At 63.4% G+C, this 20,508-nt stretch carries 17 protein-coding genes and 1 tRNA gene; 11 read left to right on the top strand and 7 right to left on the bottom strand.

What is annotated here, in order from left to right; translation table 11 throughout:
• The first annotated feature begins 134 nt into the window (after nt 1–134).
• The 5 genes from ACSBOB_RS21875 to ACSBOB_RS21855 all read left to right on the top strand — a co-directional run bounded on the left by ACSBOB_RS21875 (nt 135) and on the right by ACSBOB_RS21855 (nt 6,798).
• On the top strand, nt 135–554 hold the full coding sequence (locus tag ACSBOB_RS21875; protein WP_442578184.1) for a GlcG/HbpS family heme-binding protein: 420 nt from the start codon (nt 135–137) through the stop codon (nt 552–554).
• Between the two features lie 26 nt (nt 555–580).
• On the top strand, nt 581–1,150 hold the full coding sequence (locus ACSBOB_RS21870) for a VOC family protein (protein WP_442578183.1): 570 nt from the start codon (nt 581–583) through the stop codon (nt 1,148–1,150).
• Nucleotides 1,151–1,199: 49 nt separating this feature from the next.
• A complete protein-coding gene (locus tag ACSBOB_RS21865; protein WP_442578182.1) occupies nt 1,200–2,156 on the top strand; it encodes an alpha/beta fold hydrolase in 957 nt (318 codons plus the stop codon).
• Between the two features lie 393 nt (nt 2,157–2,549).
• A complete protein-coding gene (gene poxB / locus ACSBOB_RS21860) occupies nt 2,550–4,283 on the top strand; it encodes a ubiquinone-dependent pyruvate dehydrogenase (protein WP_442578181.1) in 1,734 nt (577 codons plus the stop codon).
• 403 nt (nt 4,284–4,686) lie between these two features.
• The gene (locus ACSBOB_RS21855; protein WP_442578180.1) at nt 4,687–6,798 is read left to right on the top strand and encodes a catalase; all 2,112 of its coding nucleotides are present in this window, start codon (nt 4,687–4,689) and stop codon (nt 6,796–6,798) included.
• A 75-nt stretch (nt 6,799–6,873) separates the two neighbouring features.
• Here ACSBOB_RS21855 and ACSBOB_RS21850 read toward each other — a convergent pair whose 3' ends face one another.
• From ACSBOB_RS21850 to ACSBOB_RS21835, 4 genes are all read right to left on the bottom strand, one after another.
• Nucleotides 6,874–8,031 carry an extracellular catalytic domain type 1 short-chain-length polyhydroxyalkanoate depolymerase gene (locus ACSBOB_RS21850; RefSeq protein ID WP_442578179.1) on the bottom strand — a complete coding sequence of 386 codons (1,158 nt, stop codon included), beginning with the start codon at nt 8,029–8,031 and terminating at the stop codon, nt 6,874–6,876.
• A gap of 416 nt (nt 8,032–8,447) precedes the next feature.
• Nucleotides 8,448–8,522 (bottom strand) — tRNA-Glu (locus ACSBOB_RS21845).
• 74 nt (nt 8,523–8,596) lie between these two features.
• Nucleotides 8,597–9,787 carry a YcbK family protein gene (locus ACSBOB_RS21840; RefSeq protein WP_442578178.1) on the bottom strand — a complete coding sequence of 397 codons (1,191 nt, stop codon included), beginning with the start codon at nt 9,785–9,787 and terminating at the stop codon, nt 8,597–8,599.
• A gap of 320 nt (nt 9,788–10,107) precedes the next feature.
• Entirely contained in the window at nt 10,108–11,934 is a 1,827-nt protein-coding gene (locus ACSBOB_RS21835) for a PHA/PHB synthase family protein (RefSeq protein ID WP_442578177.1), read from the bottom strand.
• Between the two features lie 226 nt (nt 11,935–12,160).
• On the opposite strand from ACSBOB_RS21835, the gene ACSBOB_RS21830 reads away from it, so the two are divergent.
• The 6 genes from ACSBOB_RS21830 to recJ all read left to right on the top strand — a co-directional run bounded on the left by ACSBOB_RS21830 (nt 12,161) and on the right by recJ (nt 18,301).
• Nucleotides 12,161–12,409 (top strand): hypothetical protein, encoded by a 249-nt coding sequence (locus tag ACSBOB_RS21830; RefSeq protein WP_442578176.1) that lies wholly within the window; start codon nt 12,161–12,163, stop codon nt 12,407–12,409.
• Between the two features lie 69 nt (nt 12,410–12,478).
• Nucleotides 12,479–13,696 (top strand): LL-diaminopimelate aminotransferase, encoded by a 1,218-nt coding sequence (locus ACSBOB_RS21825; RefSeq protein WP_442578175.1) that lies wholly within the window; start codon nt 12,479–12,481, stop codon nt 13,694–13,696.
• 44 nt (nt 13,697–13,740) lie between these two features.
• Nucleotides 13,741–15,054, top strand: a complete 1,314-nt coding sequence (locus ACSBOB_RS21820; RefSeq protein ID WP_442578174.1) for a homoserine dehydrogenase — start codon at nt 13,741–13,743, stop codon at nt 15,052–15,054.
• Between the two features lie 117 nt (nt 15,055–15,171).
• Complete coding sequence (gene glpX, locus ACSBOB_RS21815; protein WP_442578173.1) at nt 15,172–16,146, top strand: class II fructose-bisphosphatase; 975 nt, start codon at nt 15,172–15,174, stop codon at nt 16,144–16,146.
• 79 nt (nt 16,147–16,225) lie between these two features.
• Nucleotides 16,226–16,450 carry a DUF6434 domain-containing protein gene (locus ACSBOB_RS21810; protein ID WP_442578172.1) on the top strand — a complete coding sequence of 75 codons (225 nt, stop codon included), beginning with the start codon at nt 16,226–16,228 and terminating at the stop codon, nt 16,448–16,450.
• Between the two features lie 39 nt (nt 16,451–16,489).
• Nucleotides 16,490–18,301, top strand: a complete 1,812-nt coding sequence (gene recJ / locus ACSBOB_RS21805) for a single-stranded-DNA-specific exonuclease RecJ (RefSeq protein WP_442578171.1) — start codon at nt 16,490–16,492, stop codon at nt 18,299–18,301.
• Nucleotides 18,302–18,389: 88 nt separating this feature from the next.
• Here recJ and ACSBOB_RS21800 read toward each other — a convergent pair whose 3' ends face one another.
• The 3 genes from ACSBOB_RS21800 to hisI all read right to left on the bottom strand — a co-directional run bounded on the left by ACSBOB_RS21800 (nt 18,390) and on the right by hisI (nt 20,465).
• Nucleotides 18,390–18,833 (bottom strand): hypothetical protein, encoded by a 444-nt coding sequence (locus ACSBOB_RS21800; protein ID WP_442578170.1) that lies wholly within the window; start codon nt 18,831–18,833, stop codon nt 18,390–18,392.
• Nucleotides 18,834–19,012: 179 nt separating this feature from the next.
• Entirely contained in the window at nt 19,013–19,987 is a 975-nt protein-coding gene (locus ACSBOB_RS21795) for a patatin family protein (protein WP_442578169.1), read from the bottom strand.
• Between the two features lie 94 nt (nt 19,988–20,081).
• Nucleotides 20,082–20,465: a phosphoribosyl-AMP cyclohydrolase gene (hisI, locus tag ACSBOB_RS21790; RefSeq protein WP_442578168.1), complete on the bottom strand. Its 384-nt coding sequence runs from the start codon at nt 20,463–20,465 to the stop codon at nt 20,082–20,084.
• Nucleotides 20,466–20,508: the final 43 nt, after the last annotated feature.

Here is a 20,508-nt window from a genome sequence, read left to right as displayed (position 1 = left end):
GACTGCTGCGTAGCGGTCGCAACATCATTGGAGGCGCGCAGTCAGGCGCGCTTCTCCCGTCGTCTCTCATTGAAGCACTTCGCGGACTTCGGCGGCGTCGGTGGTCGATTCCAACACTCGGAGAGGACAACATCATGGATCTGCTAGCCTTTGCGAAAATCATCGCGAATCGTATCGAAACAGAGTCGGCGCGAGCCGACGTACCGGTCACGGTTTGCGTCATCGACGTTCACGGCAACAGCGTACTCATGCACCGCATGACCGGCGCACCGGCCTTCTCGATGGAGATCGCAGAGCGGAAAGCTTACACGTCCGCACTTGTGGGACTTCGCACGGCCGAGCTCTCCGCGCTCGTTCAGCCTGGGAAGGATCTCTTCCCCTTGATGGGACTGGCGGGTGGACGATTTTGCTCAATGGGAGGCGGCGCGCCACTTACGACCGATGGCCAGAGGGTCGCCGGCGTCGGTATCAGCGGCGGCACCGTCGAGCAAGACGTCTCCATTCTTGAAGGGGCCCTTCGAGAGACTCCCTCCACCCTCAACGCAGCATCGTGACCGCAGCACGCTTTAGGAGACCGAACATGAACATCACCGGATTGCCAATAGAAGCCGCAGGCGAAGCATCACTCGCAGGCGCAATCGACATGAAGCTCGAAGTCGTCGTCATCCCTGTGTCGGACGTCGATCGGGCCAAGCATTTCTATCGCGACCTCGGCTGGAGGCTCGACATCGATTACTCGGATGAGGTCGACTATCGGGTGGTTCAGTTCACGCCGCCGGGCTCCGGATGCTCGATCATCTTCGGCAGGAACGTCACCACTGCCTTCCCGGGCTCGGTGCAGGGACTGCATTTGATCGTATCCGACATCCAGGCAGCGCGCGCCGACCTGCTCGGCCGCGGCGTCGCGATTGGCGACCTGTTTCATGATGTGGATGGCATCTTCCACCATGCCAACGGTAACCGCCTGGTCGATGGCGCAAATCCGCAGCGCAAGAGCTATGCCTCATACGCCTCGTTCAGCGATCCGGACGGCAACGGCTGGGTGTTCCAGGAGATCACCGCGCGGCTGAGCGGACACATCGCGCCGGACGACACCAGTTTCACGCCCGAGCTCACCGATTTTGTCCGGCGCGCGGAGGCCGGGGCATAGCGCCCTGACGGGAACATCTTTATTCACCATGTCGAAAACGAGCGATGACATGAAATCTCTGCCCGCTTTTGCCCTGTCAGCCGCCATCGCCTGCATGAGCGTTCAAGCATCGGCGCAAGACCTGCGATCGAACCGGCGGTCGATCTCGTATCATACCGTCGAGATCGATGGGCTGAAGATTTTCTACCGCGAAGCGGGGCCGGCGGATGCGCCGACTGTGCTCCTGCTTCACGGCTTTCCGTCGTCTTCTCGCATGTGGGATTCCCTGCTGCCGCTTCTCGCCGACAGGTACCATCTCGTCGCACCCGACTATCCCGGCTTCGGCAACAGCAGCGCACCCTCGCCGGACGATTTTGCCTACACCTTCGACAATCTCGCGAACACGATGAACGCACTGACCTCGAAGCTTGGGATAACCGACTATGTGCTCTTCATGCAGGACTACGGGGGCCCGGTCGGCTTCCGCATGGCGCTCGCACATCCCGAGCGGGTCCGGGCCATCATCGTCCAGAACGCGGTCTCCCACGAACAGGGACTGAGCCCACTCTGGGAGGCTCGCCGGAAGTATTGGGCGGATCCGTCCCACGAGCTCGAGAATCTCAAGGCCAACTTCACCTCGCTCGAAGCGACTCGCCAGCGGCACATCGGATCGAGTCCAAATCCCGATCGTTACGATCCGGATGCGTGGATGGACGAGTACGCCTTCCTCACCCGTCCAGGTCAGGCCAACATCCAGGCGAAACTTTTCCTGGACTACCGGACCAACGTCGCGTCCTACCCTCGCTGGCAAAAGTGGCTGCGCGAGGGGCAGCCGAAGATGTTGGTCGTGTGGGGAAAATACGACCTTTCATTCACTGTCGCCGGCGCGACCGCCTATGGTGAAGATGTCCCCGGTGCCGAAGTACATCTTCTGGAAGCCGGACATTTTGCCCTTGATGAGGCGGCCGACGAGATCGCATCACTTGTTCTCGATTTCCTTGACCGTCTAACCAGGCACACGGAATAGTTCTACGCCCCGCGACAATGCCCCGCCGGAGCGAAAATTCTTACTTCTGGCAAAAGAATGCCGGCGGGCCTTTTCAATGAGAAGGCCACCCTCATCGGAGCGAGCGATCCTGTTGGACTTGGCCCAGGGTAAAATGCCACCAGTGCCTGCTGCCGTCCTGCACCGCCATAGGAGATGCAAGCGACCTCAACGCCGCAATAGCACGGTCCTGCCCGATAAGTTTAGTCGTTGCAGCATTGCGTGCCGGAGCACTACCTTCAAAAGGTAGCATGCAAAGTCGTGTTGGGGCGTTCGTCGAGGGTTGAATGGACTCGATTGCCGACGACGGGGTTTATGCCGAGCCAAACCGGGAAACCTGCACCGGGTGGCCGATGAGCAAGTGGAGTAAGAACGATGGTCAGGACGGTTGCGGCGCTCATAGTGGATACGCTGGGACAAGCAGGCGTAAAGCGCATCTATGGCGTGGTCGGCGACAGCCTTAATGGACTGACCGACGCTTTAAGGCAGCAAGACGATATTGACTGGGTCCATGTTCGTCACGAGGAGGTCGCGGCATTCGCGGCGGCTGGTGAATCACAAGTAACCGGGCAACTGGCAGTCTGCGCGGGATCCTGCGGTCCGGGCAATTTGCATCTGATAAACGGTCTATTCGACGCTCATCGCAGCCGCACGCCGGTTTTGGCGATTGCGGCGCAGATTCCCACCGCCGAGATCGGCGGCGGATATTTTCAGGAAACCCATCCGCAGAACCTCTTCGCGGAATGCAGTCACTATTGCGAGTTGGTGTCGGACCCGGCCCAACTTCCTTTCGTATTGGAGAATGCGATCCGGGCGGCGGTCGGCCTGCGCGGCGTGGCAGTGGTGGTGATTCCCGGTGACATCGCGCTGCGACCCGCGCCGGCCCGCGAAATATCCTCCAAGCAAAGTCTTTTGCCAGCGGCACCCATGGTGCGTCCAGCAAAGGCACTGGTCGATGCGATGGCAAAGCTGCTCGCCGATGCGTCGAAGGTAACACTGTTTTGCGGACGGGGCTGTGCCGGTGCGCATTCCCAGGTGATGGCGCTGGCCGAGGCGCTGAAAGCCCCGATCGTACATGCGCTGGGCGGCAAGGAGCATGTCGAATACGACAACCCCTACGATGTCGGGATGACCGGTTTCATCGGCTATTCATCCGGCTACGCGGCAATGCACTCCTGCGACGTGCTTGTCATGCTGGGCACCGACTTTCCGTACAAGCAATTCCTGCCCACCGATTGCAAGATCGTCCAGGTCGACATCCGGCCGGAAAATCTGGGTCGGCGCGCACGCCTCGAATTGGGGCTCGTTGGCGATGTCGGGCTTACGATCGACGCCTTGCTGCCGAAGCTGGCGAAGAAATCGGATACCGCCCATCTCGACGCGGCCTTGGCCAACTATCAGAAATCGCGCGAAGGTTTGGACAATCTCGCCAAGGGTACGCCAGGGCGACCGCCCATCCATCCGCAGTATCTGACCAAGCTGATTAGCGAGGCAGCGGTCGACGACGCCGTATTCACGTTCGATGTCGGCACCCCGACCATTTGGGCCGCACGATATCTGACCATGAACGGCAAGCGGCGCATGATTGGCTCGCTGGTTCACGGCTCGATGGCCAACGCAATGGCGCAGGCGATTGGCGTTCAGGCCGCTCAGCCGGGGAGGCAGGTCATATCGCTGTCCGGGGACGGGGGGTTCACCATGCTTATGGGCGACCTGATCACGCTGAAGCAGGAAAACCTGCCCGTGAAGGTCGTCATCCTCAACAACGGCGTGCTTGGTTTCGTCGCCATGGAGATGAAGGCTGGCGGCTTCCTGGAGACCGGCGTTTCTCTGGACAATCCCGACTTTGCCGCGATGGCCCGAGCCATGGGGATTCATGCTGTCCGGGTCGAGGACCCTGGCGACCTACCCGATGCCGTCGCTGACATCCTCGCCCACAACGGTCCGGCGGTCCTCGATGTGGTAGCGGCGAAGCAGGAATTGTCTATGCCGCCGACCATCGAGATCGCACAGGTCAAGGGGTTCGGCCTCTGGATGTTGCGCGCGGTCATGAGCGGCCGAGGTGATGAGGTGGTCGACCTTGCGAAGACCAACCTGTTACCGCGGTGAAATCTGTGGGGCTTCAAGTCCGCGGTCGCGCGGCCAACAGTAGCCGAAAAGCAAGCTTTCGAACGCTCGCCGTTAGGATCTTTCTATTGGCCTTGAGCGGGCGATAGACCGAGGATTCCGGGACGAAGAGCCCGTGATGTCGGTGAGGGTGGCCGCCAGCCCGCGGTCGCACCTCCGGCTCGCTCAGCCAGTTCGATGATCGAGTGCCGCATTCCATGGCAACCTGAACTTCAATATCACCAAATCTACAAATCTTTTTGGATCCACAGCACGCATCAGGAAGGACCACCGGGCGCCTAACGCATTTCAACGTAAGCAGCCTTGGGGCGGATGGAACGGAATGACTGGCCATCGATTGAGGGAAGAGGCGCAAGGCGCACCTCTCTTCTTTTGAGGAACTTCAATGGCCAAGAGCGCTAAACATTCTGTGGGCGCGTCCGCGACGATCCACGACCAGAAGCTAATCCGCGGCAATGGCGGGGAGCTGCACCAGGTCTCCGAGAGCAACGTGCCGGTGCTGACGACAACGCAAGGCGGTCCTGTTGGCGACGACCAGAACACGCTGAAGATCGGCGACAGAGGCCCAACTCTAATTGAGGACTTCCACTTCCGCGAGAAGATTTTCCACTTCGACCACGAGCGTATTCCCGAGCGCGTGGTCCATGCTCGTGGATACGGGGCTCACGGCTATTTCGAAACCTACGAGTCACTTGCTAAATACACCCGAGCTGACATTTTCCAGCGCGCCGGCGAGAAGACCCCGGCCTTTGTGCGTTTTTCAACGGTTGCCGGCAGCGAAGGGTCCGCTGATCTCGCCCGTGACGTTCGAGGCTTCGCCGTCAAGCTCTATACGCAGGAAGGTAACTGGGACATCGTTGGCAACAACATCCCGGTTTTCTTCATCCAGGACGCGATAAAATTTCCCGACATCATCCATTCGGTGAAGCCGGAGCCCGACAGGGGTTTTCCTCAGGCCGCGTCGGCCCATGACACCTTTTGGGACTTCATCTCGCTCACGCCAGAATCCATGCACATGGTCATGTGGGTCATGTCCGATCGGGCGATACCGCGCTCCTTCCGCTTTATGGAAGGATTCGGGGTTCACACCTTCCGGTTCCTCAATGCGAACGATGAGTCCACCTTCGTCAAATTCCATTGGAAACCAAAACTCGGCCTGCAATCGGTCGTGTGGAACGAGGCGGCCAAGATCAACGGGGCCGATCCGGATTTCCACCGCCGCGACCTTTGGGATGCGATCCAGTCGGGCAATTTTCCGGAATGGGAATTGCAGGTCCAACTCTTCGATCAGGACTTCGCCGACAGTTTCGACTTCGACGTGCTCGATCCAACCAAACTCATCCCCGAGGAGATGATCGAGCCGATCGCGGTGGGCCGCCTCGTTCTGGACCGCATGCCGGAGAATTTCTTCGCCGAGACCGAGCAGGCCGCATTCATGACGCAGAATGTGCCGCCCGGCGTGGACTTCTCCAACGACCCATTGCTGCAGGGCCGCAACTTCTCCTATCTCGATACGCAGATCAAACGGCTCGGCTCGCCCAACTTCACCCACATCCCGATCAACGCGCCAAAATGCCCGTTCCACCATTTCCAGCAGGACGGACACATGGCGATGCGCAACCCCGTCGGCCGCGTGAACTACCAGCCTAACTCGTTCGGCGAAGGCCCGCGGGAATCTCCGCAGCGCGGCTTCCGGTCGTTTTCCGATGCCGGGGGAGGCCAGAAAGTCCGGCTGCGTGCGGAAAGTTTTGCCGACCACTACAGCCAGGCGCGCCAGTTCTTCACCAGCCAGACCCCGCCAGAGCAGAAGCACATCGCCATGGCGCTGACCTTCGAATTGAGCAAGGTCGAGACTCCCGTCATTCGCGAACGGATGATTTCGCATCTCCTCAACATCGACGATGGGTTGGCCGAAATGATCGCCGACAAGCTCGGTATCAAGGAATTGCCCAAGCCGGCGGACGCGGCAGTTGCGCCACGCGACGATCTCAAACCCTCGCCGGCGCTCAGCATCGTCAAGAACAGACCGGAGAGTTTTGCCGGCCGTAAGGTCGGGGTGCTCGTCAGCCCCGGCGCGGATGCGTCATTTCTGAAGAAGCTCCGCACCGCGATTGAGCAGGAAGGAGCGGCGATGGAGGTCATCGCCCCCAAGGTGGGCGGCGTCGAGGCAGCGGATGGAACCGTCATTGCCGCGAAGCACATGATCGACGGCGGGCCCTCGGTCCTGTTCGACGCCGTGGCGCTTGTCCTTTCCGAGGAAGGTGGGGAGCGCCTCACAGGCGAAGCCGCCGCGCGCGACTTCGTTGCCGACGCCTTCGCCCACTGCAAGTTCATCGGGTTTACGCCTGGCGCCGCCCCGCTGTTGCAGAAGGCCGGCGTCGATCCGGAAGCCGATGAAGGGCTGATCGGTCTTAGCGATCCGAAGGCGATCGCCGGATTCATCGAGTCCTGCCGAAAGCTCCGCCTCTGGGCGCGCGAGATGGCTGTCAAGCTGTAGCAGGGTACCGAACGGGAACGAAGGACCCATCGGCCGCCGGCTCCTTCGTTAGCGCGTCTTCCGATACGGTAGGCGTCAGCGCATCAGCCCCGCTGCCCGAAGAGCATCCTCGATCACTTTCTCCACGCCTGACGCTGGAGACGCTTCCCGCATCCGTTTCGTGGCCGCTGACGGCTCAAGAGGCGTTGCTGTAGGCTTTGATCCGGTTTGCGCTCGGGTGGGTGGCGGAGAGTGTACAACTATGGTCCGCCTCGAACCGGCGGAAGCCGTCTTTTCCTCATCTGCGATCCCCCAACACCGCGCGATCTCCTGCGTTGAGGAAATGCCGACGTCGAGCATGTACGGCCCCGGCGCACCGAGACGATTCTTGTCGATCGGCGTGCCATGGCCCATTCCGGCGATCATGTTGACTTCCAGTACAACCTCTCCGCTGGCATCGTGCCAGGACTGCCGTGTCCTCGTGCCATCGGTGAGGGAACGCGGTGGCACGCTGAAAATTTGATGGACACCCCACCATTGGCTGGCGATCGCAGAGGCATTCGAAGCGTCGACGGTCTGGTCGCTGGTTCCCTGCCAGATCGAAATCGTGGGCCATGGCCCACGATGCTCAGACGCATCACGCAGCATACGCCGCAAATCCTCGTTCGAGGGACCGCCATGGCCCCGCATGCGGTCAAAGGCTTCCGGCACCGTCGCTGCGCTGCCGTAGGCGAGGCCGGCAATGATTGCGCCACCGGCGAAAACATCAGGGTAACAGGCAAGCATGGCGGCAGCCATGGCACCCCCGGCAGAAAGGCCCGTGACGAAGATGCGTCTCCGGTCGAGCCCATGAGCGCTCACCATCGCCTCAATCATCTGGCGTATTGAAAGAGCCTCGCCGGCGTCGCGCTTCACATCCGCGGGTTGAAACCAGTTGAAGCAGAGATTTGGATTGTTGCTTCGCTGCTGCTCCGGATAGAGCAGCGCGAAGCGAGCTTCGTCGGCAAGTTGCGACCAGCCTGAATGATGGTCGTAGCCTGCAGCGCTCTGGGTGCAGCCATGGAGCACAACTACAAGAGGCGCACCTTCCGGCAGGCTGTCAGGCAGATAGCATTTCGCTTGCAAGGCCCCGGGATTGGAGCCGAATGCGGTTAGCGCTGAGAGATGGTGAGCCGCGCCGATGTCACCGGGAGAGGCGGCGTGGCGTGCATGAAGCGTGGCAAGCCGCGCCATCGTGTCTGAGATTTTTCGCAAGGGAGCCGTCCTTGTTGTGACGCCCGGAATTGGACGGCAGTCTGTGCAACGCAACCGCGGCAATATCGTTGCTGCACTGCACAATAACAAGTGATGTGCTCGGAAAGGTGAAACGCATGGGCTGATGCCCGGAGGTCATGCAATGAGTTTGCCTCCGCGAAAGGCCGCATGTGTCCGACTGGCAGATGCTTTTGAGGCGTCACGGACATTATGGCCATCGGTGGTCATCGCAACCTGGCAGAAGTGCAAACCTGCGTTACGGCTGCGAACCGCAAACGTGCGGCTTTGGCGGCGATGGCGTCTGTCGCTCATCCGGTCCCAGAAGACGAAGAGCGAACGAACACTGTCTAACAGGCGGACACCGTTAGACAATCGGCCCGCCAAGCCGTTGAATTCCCTACACGTCTGAAGAGTGTTGGTACGCCCAAGGGGAATCGAACCCCTCTTTGCGCCGTGAAAGGGCGCCGTCCTAACCGATAGACGATGGGCGCAGACAGCGGGCTTATAGTCAGTTTGAAGCGTACGGGCAACCCGCCAATGACCACGAAATTACGCTTTTTCCACACTACTTGCGGCGGCGGCAGCGCCAGTTCCAGTCTCGCTCGGGTCCGACGTCCACATGCACCGAATCGGTGTGGCAATAGGTGCCGACGCCGCCGCGGCCGGGCATGGCGCGTGCGAAAGTGGCAAGCTCCCATTTGCTGACGCCAGGCACCTGGACGTCGGCCGCCGCGCAATACATGTGCAGCGAGTTCTTGGCGCCGCGGGCGCGGATGTTGCGCAGCCGGCTGCGGTAGCCCGACGTCACGATCAGCTTCTTGCCGTAACGCTGTTCGATGGTTTTCAGCACGCGCACCAGCGACGGCTTCAGGCAGGCGACATCGACGCTCTCGGTCTGCTTGAGCAGCCCGTTGGGGGCCAGCCGGGCCATTCCGGCAGCCGAGGCGAGCCGGACCGGGCTTTCGTCGTCCTCTTCGTGGATGTCCACGTCGCTGTCGTCGTCGATGCCGGATTTTCGCTTGATCTCGAAAAGCGCCGACTGGCGCACGCCGGGCAGGCCGTTGTCGTCGCCGCCGTAAGACGCCAGCTCGACCGGCTTGCGCAACTTTTCGGGATCAAGATCGATGATCGCCTTGGCTGGAGTTTCCTCGATCACCCGCTTGCCTGGACGATTCTCGATGAAGGCCGACGGCGTGCTGTTTTCGATGACGGCCTTGGCCGGCTGCGGCCGTTTCGCGACAGCCGCGGTGCTGCGCTCCTGATTGGCCATCGGCGCGGGCGCGGCGGAGGCCGAACCGGTGCCGAACAGCGATCCGAACAAGGTTTTCTTCTTGGGTGCGGGCTGTTCGGCCTGCGGATAGGGCGCGGCGGTAGCGATGACCTCGCCGGCGGCCGGCCGGTCATTCAGGCTGTCAGCGGCATCCGATGCGGGTTTTGCCGCCGGCGTCGGAGCGGCGGCCTGTACGGTGTCGCCGGGCTTGGTTTCCGCTCCGGCTGTCGCAGCGGCGTTCGCCGTTTCGCCGGGCTTGGTTGCCTCGGTCTGCGCAGCTTCGGCCGCCTGAGGCGCGGCGGACAACGCCGCGGCGGGATTGGCGGTTGGAAGATAGGCGACCTGTTCAGGAAGCTGTCCGTTTTCGCCCGCGGGCGTTGCCGAAGCCGTCGCGGCGGCGGAGACCTGCTCGCCCGCCTGTGCAAAGCCGGCACCCGTCTGGGCCGGGGAGGCGGCCGTCATCGCCGGTGAATTGTAACCCGGCATGCCCGCTTCGAAGTCCGGCGTTCCGGATGACGTGCAGGATGCAAGCAATATGGAAACCAACGCCCCGAGAACGCCAATGCCGACACTTGATGCGCTACGCGTTCCCCTAACTCGCAAACCGCTTCCTTCCCTCGCATCCGGCAGCGTGAACTGCTGTTACAATATCAGTCCAGACCCAAAAGCCACGCCTCCTGACGCGAGAGAGACGAAATAGGCGAATCTTAAAACCCGAAGCCCAATGTCGGGCTATGAAGGAAATAAGGCAACATCAAGGTGGATCGCCATGATTTTGCCCGCTTTCCTAACGCCGGCCGCTGTCGTCACACCCTTATCCTGACATAAGTTCCGGGCGCTTCGCCGAGCACTGTCCCGCGTTCGCCCGGCTTGCGCGCCGGCACCTTGTTGTCATCCTTGTCCTCGATCCATCGCTGCCAGTGCGGCCACCACGAGCCCGGATTTTCGGTCGCATGGGCAATCCAGTCCTCGAAAGTGCCGACCGGCTTGCCGCCCGTCCAGTGCTGGTACTTCATCTGCGCCGGCGGGTTGACGACGCCAGCGATATGGCCCGAACCGGCCATGACGAACTCCACCGGCCCGCCGAAGAAGCGGCAGCCGAGGAATACCGAACGCGCCGGCGCGATGTGGTCCTCCTTGGCAGAGAGATTGTAGACCGGGATGGTGATATCCGACAGCGACAGGCTGCGCCCGGCGATCTCCATTTTTCCCTTGGTGAGGTTGTTCTCGAGATAGCAGTTGCGCAGGTAGAACGAGTGGTTCGCCGCCGCCATGCGGGTCGAATCGGCGTTCCAGTAGAGCAGGTCGAAGGGCAGGGGCTCCTTGCCGCGCATGTAATTGTTCACGACATAGGGCCAGATCAGGTCGCCCGACCGCAGCATGTTGAAGGCGGTCGCCATCTTGGTGCCGTCGAGATAGCCCTTCTCGCCCATCGTGCGTTCGACAGCGGCGACCTGATCCTCGTCGACGAACACTTTGAGGTCGCCGGCATAGGTGAAATCGACCTGCGTGGTGAAGAAGGTGACGGACCGGATACGGTCGTCGCCTTCCTGCGCCAGGAGGGCCAGTGCGGCCGCCAGGAGCGTGCCGCCGACACAGTAGCCGATGGCGTTGACCTCGCGCTCGCCTGTCGTCGCCTCGACCGTGTCCAGCGCATATTGCAGGCCCTCGCGGATATAGGCTTCCCAGCCCTTCAGGCCGTGGCGCTCGTCCGGGTTTATCCAGGAGATGACAAACACGGTGTGCCCCTGTTCGATCGCCCAGCGGATAAAACTCTTCTGGGGATTGAGGTCGAGGATGTAGAACTTGTTGATCCAGGGCGGGCAGATCAGCAGCGGCCGTTTCAGCACCTTTTCCGTGCTCGGCGCATATTGCAGGATCTCGGCGACATCGCTGCGCCCGACTACCTTGCCGGGCGTGACGGCCAGATTCTTGCCGATCTCGAAGGGTTTGTAGTCGGCCTGCCGCAGCTTGAGGTCGCCGCCGCCGGCGGTGATGTCTTCCGCCAGCATCTTCATGCCTCGCACCAGATTTTCGCCGTTGCTGGCGACGGTCTCGCGGAAAAGCTCCGGATTGGTCAGGATGAAGTTGGAGGGCGAGATCGCGTTGGATATCTGCTTGACGTAGAACGACGCCTTGTGGCGCGTGTGGTCATCCAGCCCGTCCGCATGCTCCACCAGGTCGCCGGCCCAGCGCGAGGTGACGAGATAGGCCTGCTTCAGGAAATCGAAGAAGGCGTTGCGGCCCCATTCCGGGTCCTGGAAGCGCTTGTCGCCCTTGTCGGGCGTCACTCCGCCTTCCGTCGTCTCGCCGCCGGCGCGCTGCACGGCATTGGCCCAGACGCCCATGTAGCCGGAAAACAGCCGCGTCTGCGCCTCCAGCGCCCGCTGCGGATCCGACAGCCAGTATTCCGTCAGTTTTGAGAAGGTCTTCACCATGTCGACGACGGGCTCGGCGACGCTGTCGCGCAACTCGCCCTTCTCGCGCGGCTCGGCCCAGGCGGATGCCGCCTTTCCAGCCTGCTCGACCATGCGCGCCATGTTGAGGGCGAAGCGCTCGGGGTCCTTGACGATGTAATGCTCGACCGCGGAAGGATCGGGGCTGGTCTTGTCCGAATCGGAAGCTTTCGTCATGCTCTCCGCGATCTTCCCAAGGCTTTTTGTTGACATCTTAACATGACACGGTCGAAAGGGTCCAATACCGGCTGATCGCGGTGTTTAACGGAGCCTTGGCGGAAAGAACATGACAATCCGACACAAATCCCGGCTACCCGCCTTCGCCCGAAGAGGGTTCGCCGCTCTTGCGCTGGCCGGATGCGCGGCGGTGGCCGGATGCGCCTCGAACTCGACGGATACGGCGATGTCCGTGGGTCCCCAGTCCGGCGCCATCGACACCGGCACCTATCCCAATCTCAACGTGCCGCCTCAGGTCGCAGCCAAGCCGCTGAGCGAGGACGACAAGGCCAGGCTGACCAGCCGGATCGCTTCGGCCAAGTCGCGCCAGTCGGCCTCGGGACGGGGCGCGGGGACGAAGGGTGACCCGGCGCGGATCCAGAAACTGGCCGAAGAGCACGGCGCCGACACGCTTGAGGCCATCCAGGCCCAGTGACGCCTCGACCTCGCCTCGCATTGGGTATATACGCGCCGCCAGTCCAGCCCCCCGCTTCGTGGATCGACAATGGAAGAGTTTCATAAGGTTCGCCGGCTTCCGCCTTACGTGTTCGAGCAGGTCAACCGGCTGAAGGCGTCAGCCCGTTCGAAGGGCGCCGACATCATCGACCTCGGCATGGGCAATCCCGACCTGCCGACCCCGAAATCCATCGTCGACAAACTGTGCGAAGTGGTGCGCGACCCGCGCACGCATCGCTATTCCTCGTCGCGCGGCATTCCCGGCTTGCGCCGCGCCCAGGCCAGTTATTATGCCCGCCGCTTCGGCGTGAAGCTCGACCCGGAGACCCAGGTCGTCGCGACTCTCGGCTCCAAGGAAGGTTTCGCCAACATGGCGCAGGCGATCACCGCTCCCGGCGACGTGATCATGTGCCCGAACCCGACCTATCCGATCCATGCCTTCGGCTTCATCATGTCGGGCGGCGTCATCCGCTCGCTGCAGGTCGAGCCGGACGATGGTTTCATTCCGGCGCTGGAGCGCGGTATCCGCCATTCGATCCCGAAGCCGCTGGCGCTGATCCTCAACTACCCGTCGAACCCGACGGCGCTGGTGGCGAGCCTCGACTTCTACAAGGACGTGGTCGCCTTCGCGAAGAAGAACGACATCATCATCCTGTCGGATCTCGCTTATTCCGAGATCTATTTCGACGGCAACCCGCCGCCTTCCGTGCTGCAGGTTCCGGGCGCGATCGACGTCACCGTCGAGTTCACCTCGATGTCGAAGACATTTTCCATGCCGGGCTGGCGCATGGGTTTTGCCGTCGGCAACGAGCGTCTCATTTCCGCGCTGACACGGGTAAAGTCCTATCTGGACTACGGTGCGTTCACGCCGATCCAGGTGGCGGCGGCGCATGCCCTCAACGGCGACGGCTCGGACATCGAGGAGGTCCGCGACATCTATCACAAGCGCCGCGACGTGATGATCGACACGTTCGGACGCGCCGGCTGGACCGTTCCGGCGCCGGCCGCATCGATGTTCGCCTGGGCGCCCATTCCCGAGCCGTTCCGGCATCTGGGATCGCTCGAATTCTCCAAGCTGCTGATCGAACATGCCGATGTGGCGGTGGCGCCGGGCGTCGGCTTCGGCGAGCATGGCGACGACCATGTGCGCATCGCGCTGGTGGAGAACGAGCATCGTATCCGTCAGGCGGCGCGCAGCATCAAGCGGTTCCTCGCCTCCGCGGCGCGGCCTGCCGACAACGTCGTGCCGCTCGCCGCGCGGCGCTGACGCAATTCTCCAGTCGATTTTCGAGTTTTGAGGGCGGACCAGTCATGGCGGAAGCTTTGCGTGTCGGGATAGCCGGGCTGGGCACGGTGGGTGCGTCGGTGGCGCGCGTCATCGCGTCCAAGGGTGTGGAACTCACCCGCCAGTGCGGCCGCGACATCGTCGTGACCGCCGTCTCCGCCCGCGACCGGGCGCGCGACCGTGGCGTCGATCTTTCCGGCGCCGCGTGGTTCGCCGATCCGGTTGAGCTTGCCGCCAAGGCCGACATCGACGTGTTCGTCGAATTGATCGGCGGCGACGAAGGGCCTTCGCGTGCCAGCGTCAAGGCCGCGCTCGAGGCCGGGCGGCATGTGGTGACCGCCAACAAGGCGCTGCTTGCGAAGCACGGCGTCTCGCTGGCCGAGATCGCCGAGCGCAAGGGCGTGCTGCTCAACTACGAGGCGGCGGTGGCTGGCGGCATTCCGGTCATCAAGACGATGCGCGAGGCGCTGGCCGGCAATACGGTGAGCCGCGTCTTCGGCATCCTCAACGGCACCTGCAATTACATCCTGACCCGCATGGAGAAGGAAGGCATCTCCTTCGACGCCTGCCTTCAGGATGCGCAGCGGCTGGGTTATGCGGAAGCCGATCCGACCTTCGACATCGAGGGCCACGACACCGCGCACAAGCTCTCGATCCTGACCAGCCTTGCCTTCGGCACGAAAATCGCGGCCGACGATATCTATCTAGAAGGCATCTCCAACATCACTCAGGCCGATATTCGCGCCGCCGCCGAACTCGGCTACCGCATAAAGCTCCTGGGCGTCGCGCAGCGCACCGACAGCGGTATCGAGCAGCGCGTGCACCCGACCATGGTGCCGACCGCTTCGGTGATTGCACAGGTGCATGGCGTCACCAACGCAGTGGCGATCGAGACCGATATTCTGGGCGAACTGCTGCTCTCCGGCCCCGGCGCCGGTGGCAATGCGACGGCCTCGGCGGTGGTGGGCGACATCGCCGACATCGCCAAGAGCCGGCCGGGTTTCCAGCACGGCCCCGTGTTCGGGCGTCCCGCCAAGGAACTGAAGCCTTACAAGCAGGCGAAGATGCGTTCGCACGAAGGCGGCTATTTCATCCGCCTGACGGTGCATGACCGCGTCGGCGTCTTCGCGGCGGTTGCCAAGCGCATGGCCGACAACCAGATCTCGCTGGAATCGATCGTCCAGCGGGCCGCCGAACCCAATGGCGAGGCGATCAAGACCGTCATCCTCGTCACCCACGAGACGACGGAGGCGGCGGTGCGAAAGGCGGTCGACGGCATCATGAAGGATGGCCATCTGACCGACAAGCCGCAGGTCATCCGCATCGAGCGGGCGGATTAGGATCACTCCGATCGCCAACTGTTCGGAGTAGCGATATTCGGATGGCGACCTCCGGCCTTGCCGGGCTTCGGCTACTTTGCCACAAGTGCGATACATGCCCGCAGGGGGGAATAGCTGATGGTCAAGGGTGCCGGCGGCCTCGACCGCATCCTCGCAATGGAGATCGTGCGCGTCACCGAACGCGCGGCGATCGCGGCGGCGCGGTTTCGCGGGCGCGGCGACGAGAAGGCGGCCGACGAGGCGGCGGCCGGCGCGATGCATGCCGAACTGGACAAGCTGCCGATCAAGGGCACGGTGGTGATTGGCGAGGGCGAACAGGACGAGACCGCCAAGCTCCATATCGGCGAGGCCCTTGGCAAGGGCGGCGGCCCGGACGTCGACATCGCCCTCGACTCTCTGGAGGGCACGACGGTCTGCGCCAAGAACCTTCCCAACGCTCTGTCGGTCATCGCCGTGGCGGCCAAGGGCAGCCTGCTGTTTGCGCCCAACGTCTACATGCAGAAGATCGCCATCGGTCCCGGCTTCGCCGCCGGCACGGTCGACATCGACGCTTCGCCGCGCGACAACATCGAAAACCTCGCCAAGGCCAAGGGCGTGCCGGTCGGCGAGATCACCGCCTGCATCCTCGACCGCCCGCGCCACGCCAGGCTGATCGAGGCGGTGCGCGAGGCGGGCGCGGCGATCCGGCTGATCGGTGACGGCGACGTCGCCGCGATCATGCACACCACGGAGCCGGGCGAGACCGGCATCGACATCTATCTGGGCTCGGGCGGCGGACCGGAGGGCGTGCTTGCGGCCGCCGCATTGCGCTGCATCGGTGGCCAGATGCAGGGAAGGCTGATGATCGACACGCCGGAGAAGCGGGCGCGCGCCTCCAAGATGGGCATTAGCGATTTCGACAAGGTCTATTCGGCGGAGGACATGGCGAAGGGCGACGTGATCTTCGCCGCCACCGGCGTCACCGACGGCAACCTGCTTGCCGGCGTGCGTTTCGGCCGCGACGTGATCACCACGCATACGATCGTGCTGCGTTCATCGTCGCGCACGGTGCGCGAGATCAAGGCCAGGCACCAGGACCTTGAAAAGATGTAGGCAATGATCGGGCGCGACGTGCTCCAGCCGAATCGTCATGGGCTGCGGCTGCCCGGGCGCCTGGCGAAAGGAACGCGAGATGACGGTCTTCGACTGGCATGCTGATGAAATCTCGCGCGCCACGCCGATCACGAAATCCTATCGCAACACCCAGAACGTGCGGCGCTTTTTCCAATCAGAGTGTGGCGATGATTTCAAGTTCGACAGGCCCTTCATGACCTGGCTTAAGGACGGAGCGCAGAAGACGATGGGCGATGCGGCCGACGAATGGCATCGTCGCAATGCGGCGACGCGACATGCCTGAGCGGCTTGGTATTCCCCGGCTTTGGCTTATCCTGCGACAATGAGTGAAGCAGCAAAACGGTTCGGCGCCGACAAGCGCCTGTTTCTCGGCGTGCGCCGCTCCGCGACAGGCGTCGCCTGGGTGCATAGGCTGAGCGAGCGGCAGGAAATGTCGGCGCTTGCCATCGCGCAGGGGCACGGCGTGCCGGACATCGTGGCGCGGGTGCTGGCCGGGCGTAACGTCCAGGCCGAAGCAGTCGAAAAATTCCTCGATCCGACCATCCGCGACCTGCTGCCCGATCCCGCGACGCTCACGGACATGGAGGCTGCGGCGGCACGGCTGGCGGATGCCGTCATACGGCGGGAGAAGGTCGCGATCTTCGGCGACTACGATGTCGATGGCGCCGCTTCGTCGGCGCTGCTGAAGCGGTTTCTCGCGCATTTCGGCGTTGAGGCCGAGATCTACATCCCGGACCGCATTTTCGAGGGCTACGGCCCGAACCCAGACGCCATGCGCGAGCTCGCCGGCCGTGGCGCCAGTCTCATCGTCACCGTCGACTGCGGCACCAACAGTGCCGCGTCGATCGCGGCGGCACGGCAGGCGGGCGCCGATGTCGTGGTGCTCGATCACCATCAGGTCGGCGGCGCGTTGCCGGAGGGCGTGCCGATCGTCAATCCGAATCGCGAGGACGATCTTTCGGGGCAGGGGCATCTCTGCGCCGCCGGCGTGGTCTTCATGGCACTGGTGCAGACGGCGCGGCTGCTGCGCGCCAGCCGTCCCGACCTGGCGCAGCCGGATCTGTTGTCGATGCTCGACCTCGTAGGGCTGGCGACGGTCTGCGACGTGGTGCCGCTCACCGGTGTCAACCGCGCTTTCGTGGTCAAGGGCCTGCTCGCCATCTGCCAGCAGCGCAATGTGGGTCTGGCCGCGCTGGCCCGTGCCTCGCGCATCGGCGAGCCGGTCAACGCCTTCCACCTGGGCTTCGTGATCGGTCCGCGCATCAATGCCGGTGGCCGCATAGGCGATGCCGCGCTCGGCAGCCGGCTGCTGGCGACCGACGATCCGGTCGAGGCGGAAAAGATCGCCGCCGTGCTCGACCGGCTGAACCAGGAGCGCCAGGCGCTGGAACAGGCGATGCTGCAGGAGGCGCGCGCCGAGGCCGACGCCGAGCTTGCCGGCGGTGCGGGGCCGGCGGTGCTGGTCACCGGCAGCGACCGCTGGCATCCGGGCATCGTCGGGCTGCTGGCTTCGCGGCTGAAGGACCACGCCCGCCGCCCTGCCTTCGCCATCGCCTTCAATCCCAACGGCACCGGCACCGGCTCCGGCCGCTCCGTGCCGGGACTGGACCTCGGCAAGCTGGTGCGCGACGCCTTCGCGCTCGGGCTGATCGACAAGGGCGGCGGCCACGCCATGGCGGCGGGCATAACCGTGCGGCGCGAAAAGCTCGGCGAACTGCGCGCTTTCTTCGAGGAGCGCGCCGCGAGCGAGGTGACGCGGCTGCGCGACGAGGAAAGCCTGCTGATCGACGCCGCGCTTTCGGCCGAAGGCGCGACGCAGAACCTGCTCGACGCGCTGGAACAGGCTGGTCCGTTCGGCTCGGGTTATCCCGCGCCGATGTTCGTCCTGCCGCGGCACCAGTTGCGCGATATCAGGTCGGTCGGCAGCACGCATCTCAAGCTCGACCTGCGCTCCGACGCCGGCGGCTCGATCCAGGCGATGGCGTTTCGCGCCGCAGGGAGCGATCTCGGCGAATTCCTGGGCAGGAACCGGGGCAATCGCATCCACGTCGCCGGCCAGGTTCAGGCCAACCACTGGAACGGGTCGCGCAGCGTGCAGTTCAGGGTCGTCGACGCCGCTGTGAGTCCGGTTTGACTGATAACACCAACGCCTGTGCCGCCAAGCGCACCATGCGGATGGCGTTCGAATTCTCAACGTATCAACCCGGCATGCCGTCCGGCCGTCACGACGTGTCGATGCGCCCGGCCCCAAGAGAGGTCATCGTACGCCGCGCTTTCAATGCGTGATCCCGCCACGCCATCGCCAATACGCTTTGCGCAAGACGCCGGTCCGGTCCGCCGCGAAACAGCCGCCGTCCGAAAAACCCCTGCAAGCCGCCGAAGACCAGGGCCAGTGCGCGGAAACAGCAGGCGAGCCGCAAAGCCTCGGCGCAGCCATCGCCATCCGCCCTGCCGACCACGGCCGGGGGCAAGGCAAGCGCGCCGCCGGCCTGCTCAGTGGCAAACGCCCGCGCAACAGCCTCGGTCGGCCGCAGTAGCGCCAGCACGGGAATGCGAAGCCAGAGCGGCAGGACGCAAAGGAAATCGGCCAGAACGGCGAGCTTGAGCAGTATCGTTGCGATGCGCTTCAACGTCTCCTGCTCAATTTCGCGTTCCGTGCAGTTCATTCCAGCCTCCGTTGGAGGCGCACAATAGCAGAGAGGCGGAAAAGATAAAGGATTATTTTCCTAAATCCTTCCCGCATCGCACCGCGTCAGCGCGAAAGACCCGGCAATGCCCGATACCGGCGGCGCCCAAATTCAAACGCCGTCGGTCCAAGGCAGGCCTGCCGGCCCGCCCGGCCTGCTCAGGAGTGGATTTCTTCGAGCACGCTTTGCAGCCGGACGAGTTCGCCCAGCCGCTCCTTCGTCGTCTCGTAACCGACACGGATCGATTCGTCGGCGCGGTGGAATTCCGACAGGCCGATATGGCCGAGCTTGGGCTGCAACGACAGGTCGGGCGGATCGCCGGCGAGTCGGGCCCGCGAGATGCGGTCCTGGATGATGTTGAAGGCCTCGACCATCACGCCGCTGATGCCGAGCCGGGATTCCCGTCCACCGCCGCGCATGCGCGAATGGCCGTCGGTTTCGACCACAAGCTCGCCGGCGCTGTGCTTGATGACAGCGGCGCGGCCGAACAGGTCGTAGTGCAGGTTGACCGCCACGACCAAGGGCTGCTCGTAGGCGCGGCAAACAGAGACCGGGACCGGATTGACCAGCGCGCCGTCGACCAGCACGCGTTTGTTTGCGGTCACCGGCTCGAAGACGCCGGGCAGCGCATAGGAGGCGCGCATCGCGGTGATCAACGCGCCGCTGGATAGCCATATTTCATGGCCTGTGCGGATTTCGGTGGCCACGCAGACCAGCGGTTTCGGCAAGTCCTCGAACCGCATGCCGTTGATATGCTGCTGCATGCGCGCGTCGAGCTTCATGCCCCCGAGCAGGCCGTTGCCACCGAAATGGAAGTCGAGCAGGCCGAAGATGCGTCGCTTGGTCAGGCTGCGGGCGAATTCTTCGAGCGCGTCGAGCTTGCCAGCCAGATAGCAGCCGCCAACCAGCGCGCCGATCGAGGTTCCGGCGATCATGTTGATCTCGATGCCGGCCTCGTCCAGCGCCCGGAGCACGCCGATATGGGCCCATCCGCGCGCTGCCCCGCCGCCCAGCGCCAGCGCTATCCCGGATTTTTTTGGCGGTGCGACACTCTTGTCAGGCGCATGCGCCACCGTGCCGCCGACCTCGCCGCTATCCAACAACCTGCTTCGACGCGACGCCCATTCGAGCATCTTCCACTCCCACATCTCCCCATCGCTTCTATACGGCCGACGCCGTATCGAAAGCGTGAAGAATGTCTATCCCAAGCGGAAAGAGGCGTGCCAGCTAACCATGCGCATGCGGCGTGGCGCCGAGCACAGCGCTGCCATCATCGCGGAGGCCAGGTTCCCCGTCCGCAAATTCCACAACCCTGTAGAAGCAGGAACGCCGGCCCGTGTGGCACGTCGCGCCGTCCCCCGCCACCTTCACCCGCAGCCAGACCGCGTCCTGATCGCAATCCGCCCGCATTTCCTTGACTTCCAGGAAATTGCCCGACGTTTCCCCTTTTTTCCAGAGCGACGCACGCGATCGTGACCAGAAATGGGCGATGCCGGTTTTGAGCGTCAGCGACAGCGCCTCGGCGTTCATGTGCGCCACCATCAGCAGCACGCCGTCGTCGGCGTCGGTGACGACGGCGGTGACGAGGCCAGCGGCGTCGAAGCGCGGCATCAAGATGGAACCGCTCTCAAGCAGGTGCTTGTCGGCGGAAGGT

Source organism: Mesorhizobium sp. KACC 23794, assembly GCF_052180275.1.
GTDB lineage: Bacteria > Pseudomonadota > Alphaproteobacteria > Rhizobiales > Rhizobiaceae > Kumtagia.
This window is presented reverse-complemented; position numbering and strand designations above follow the sequence as displayed.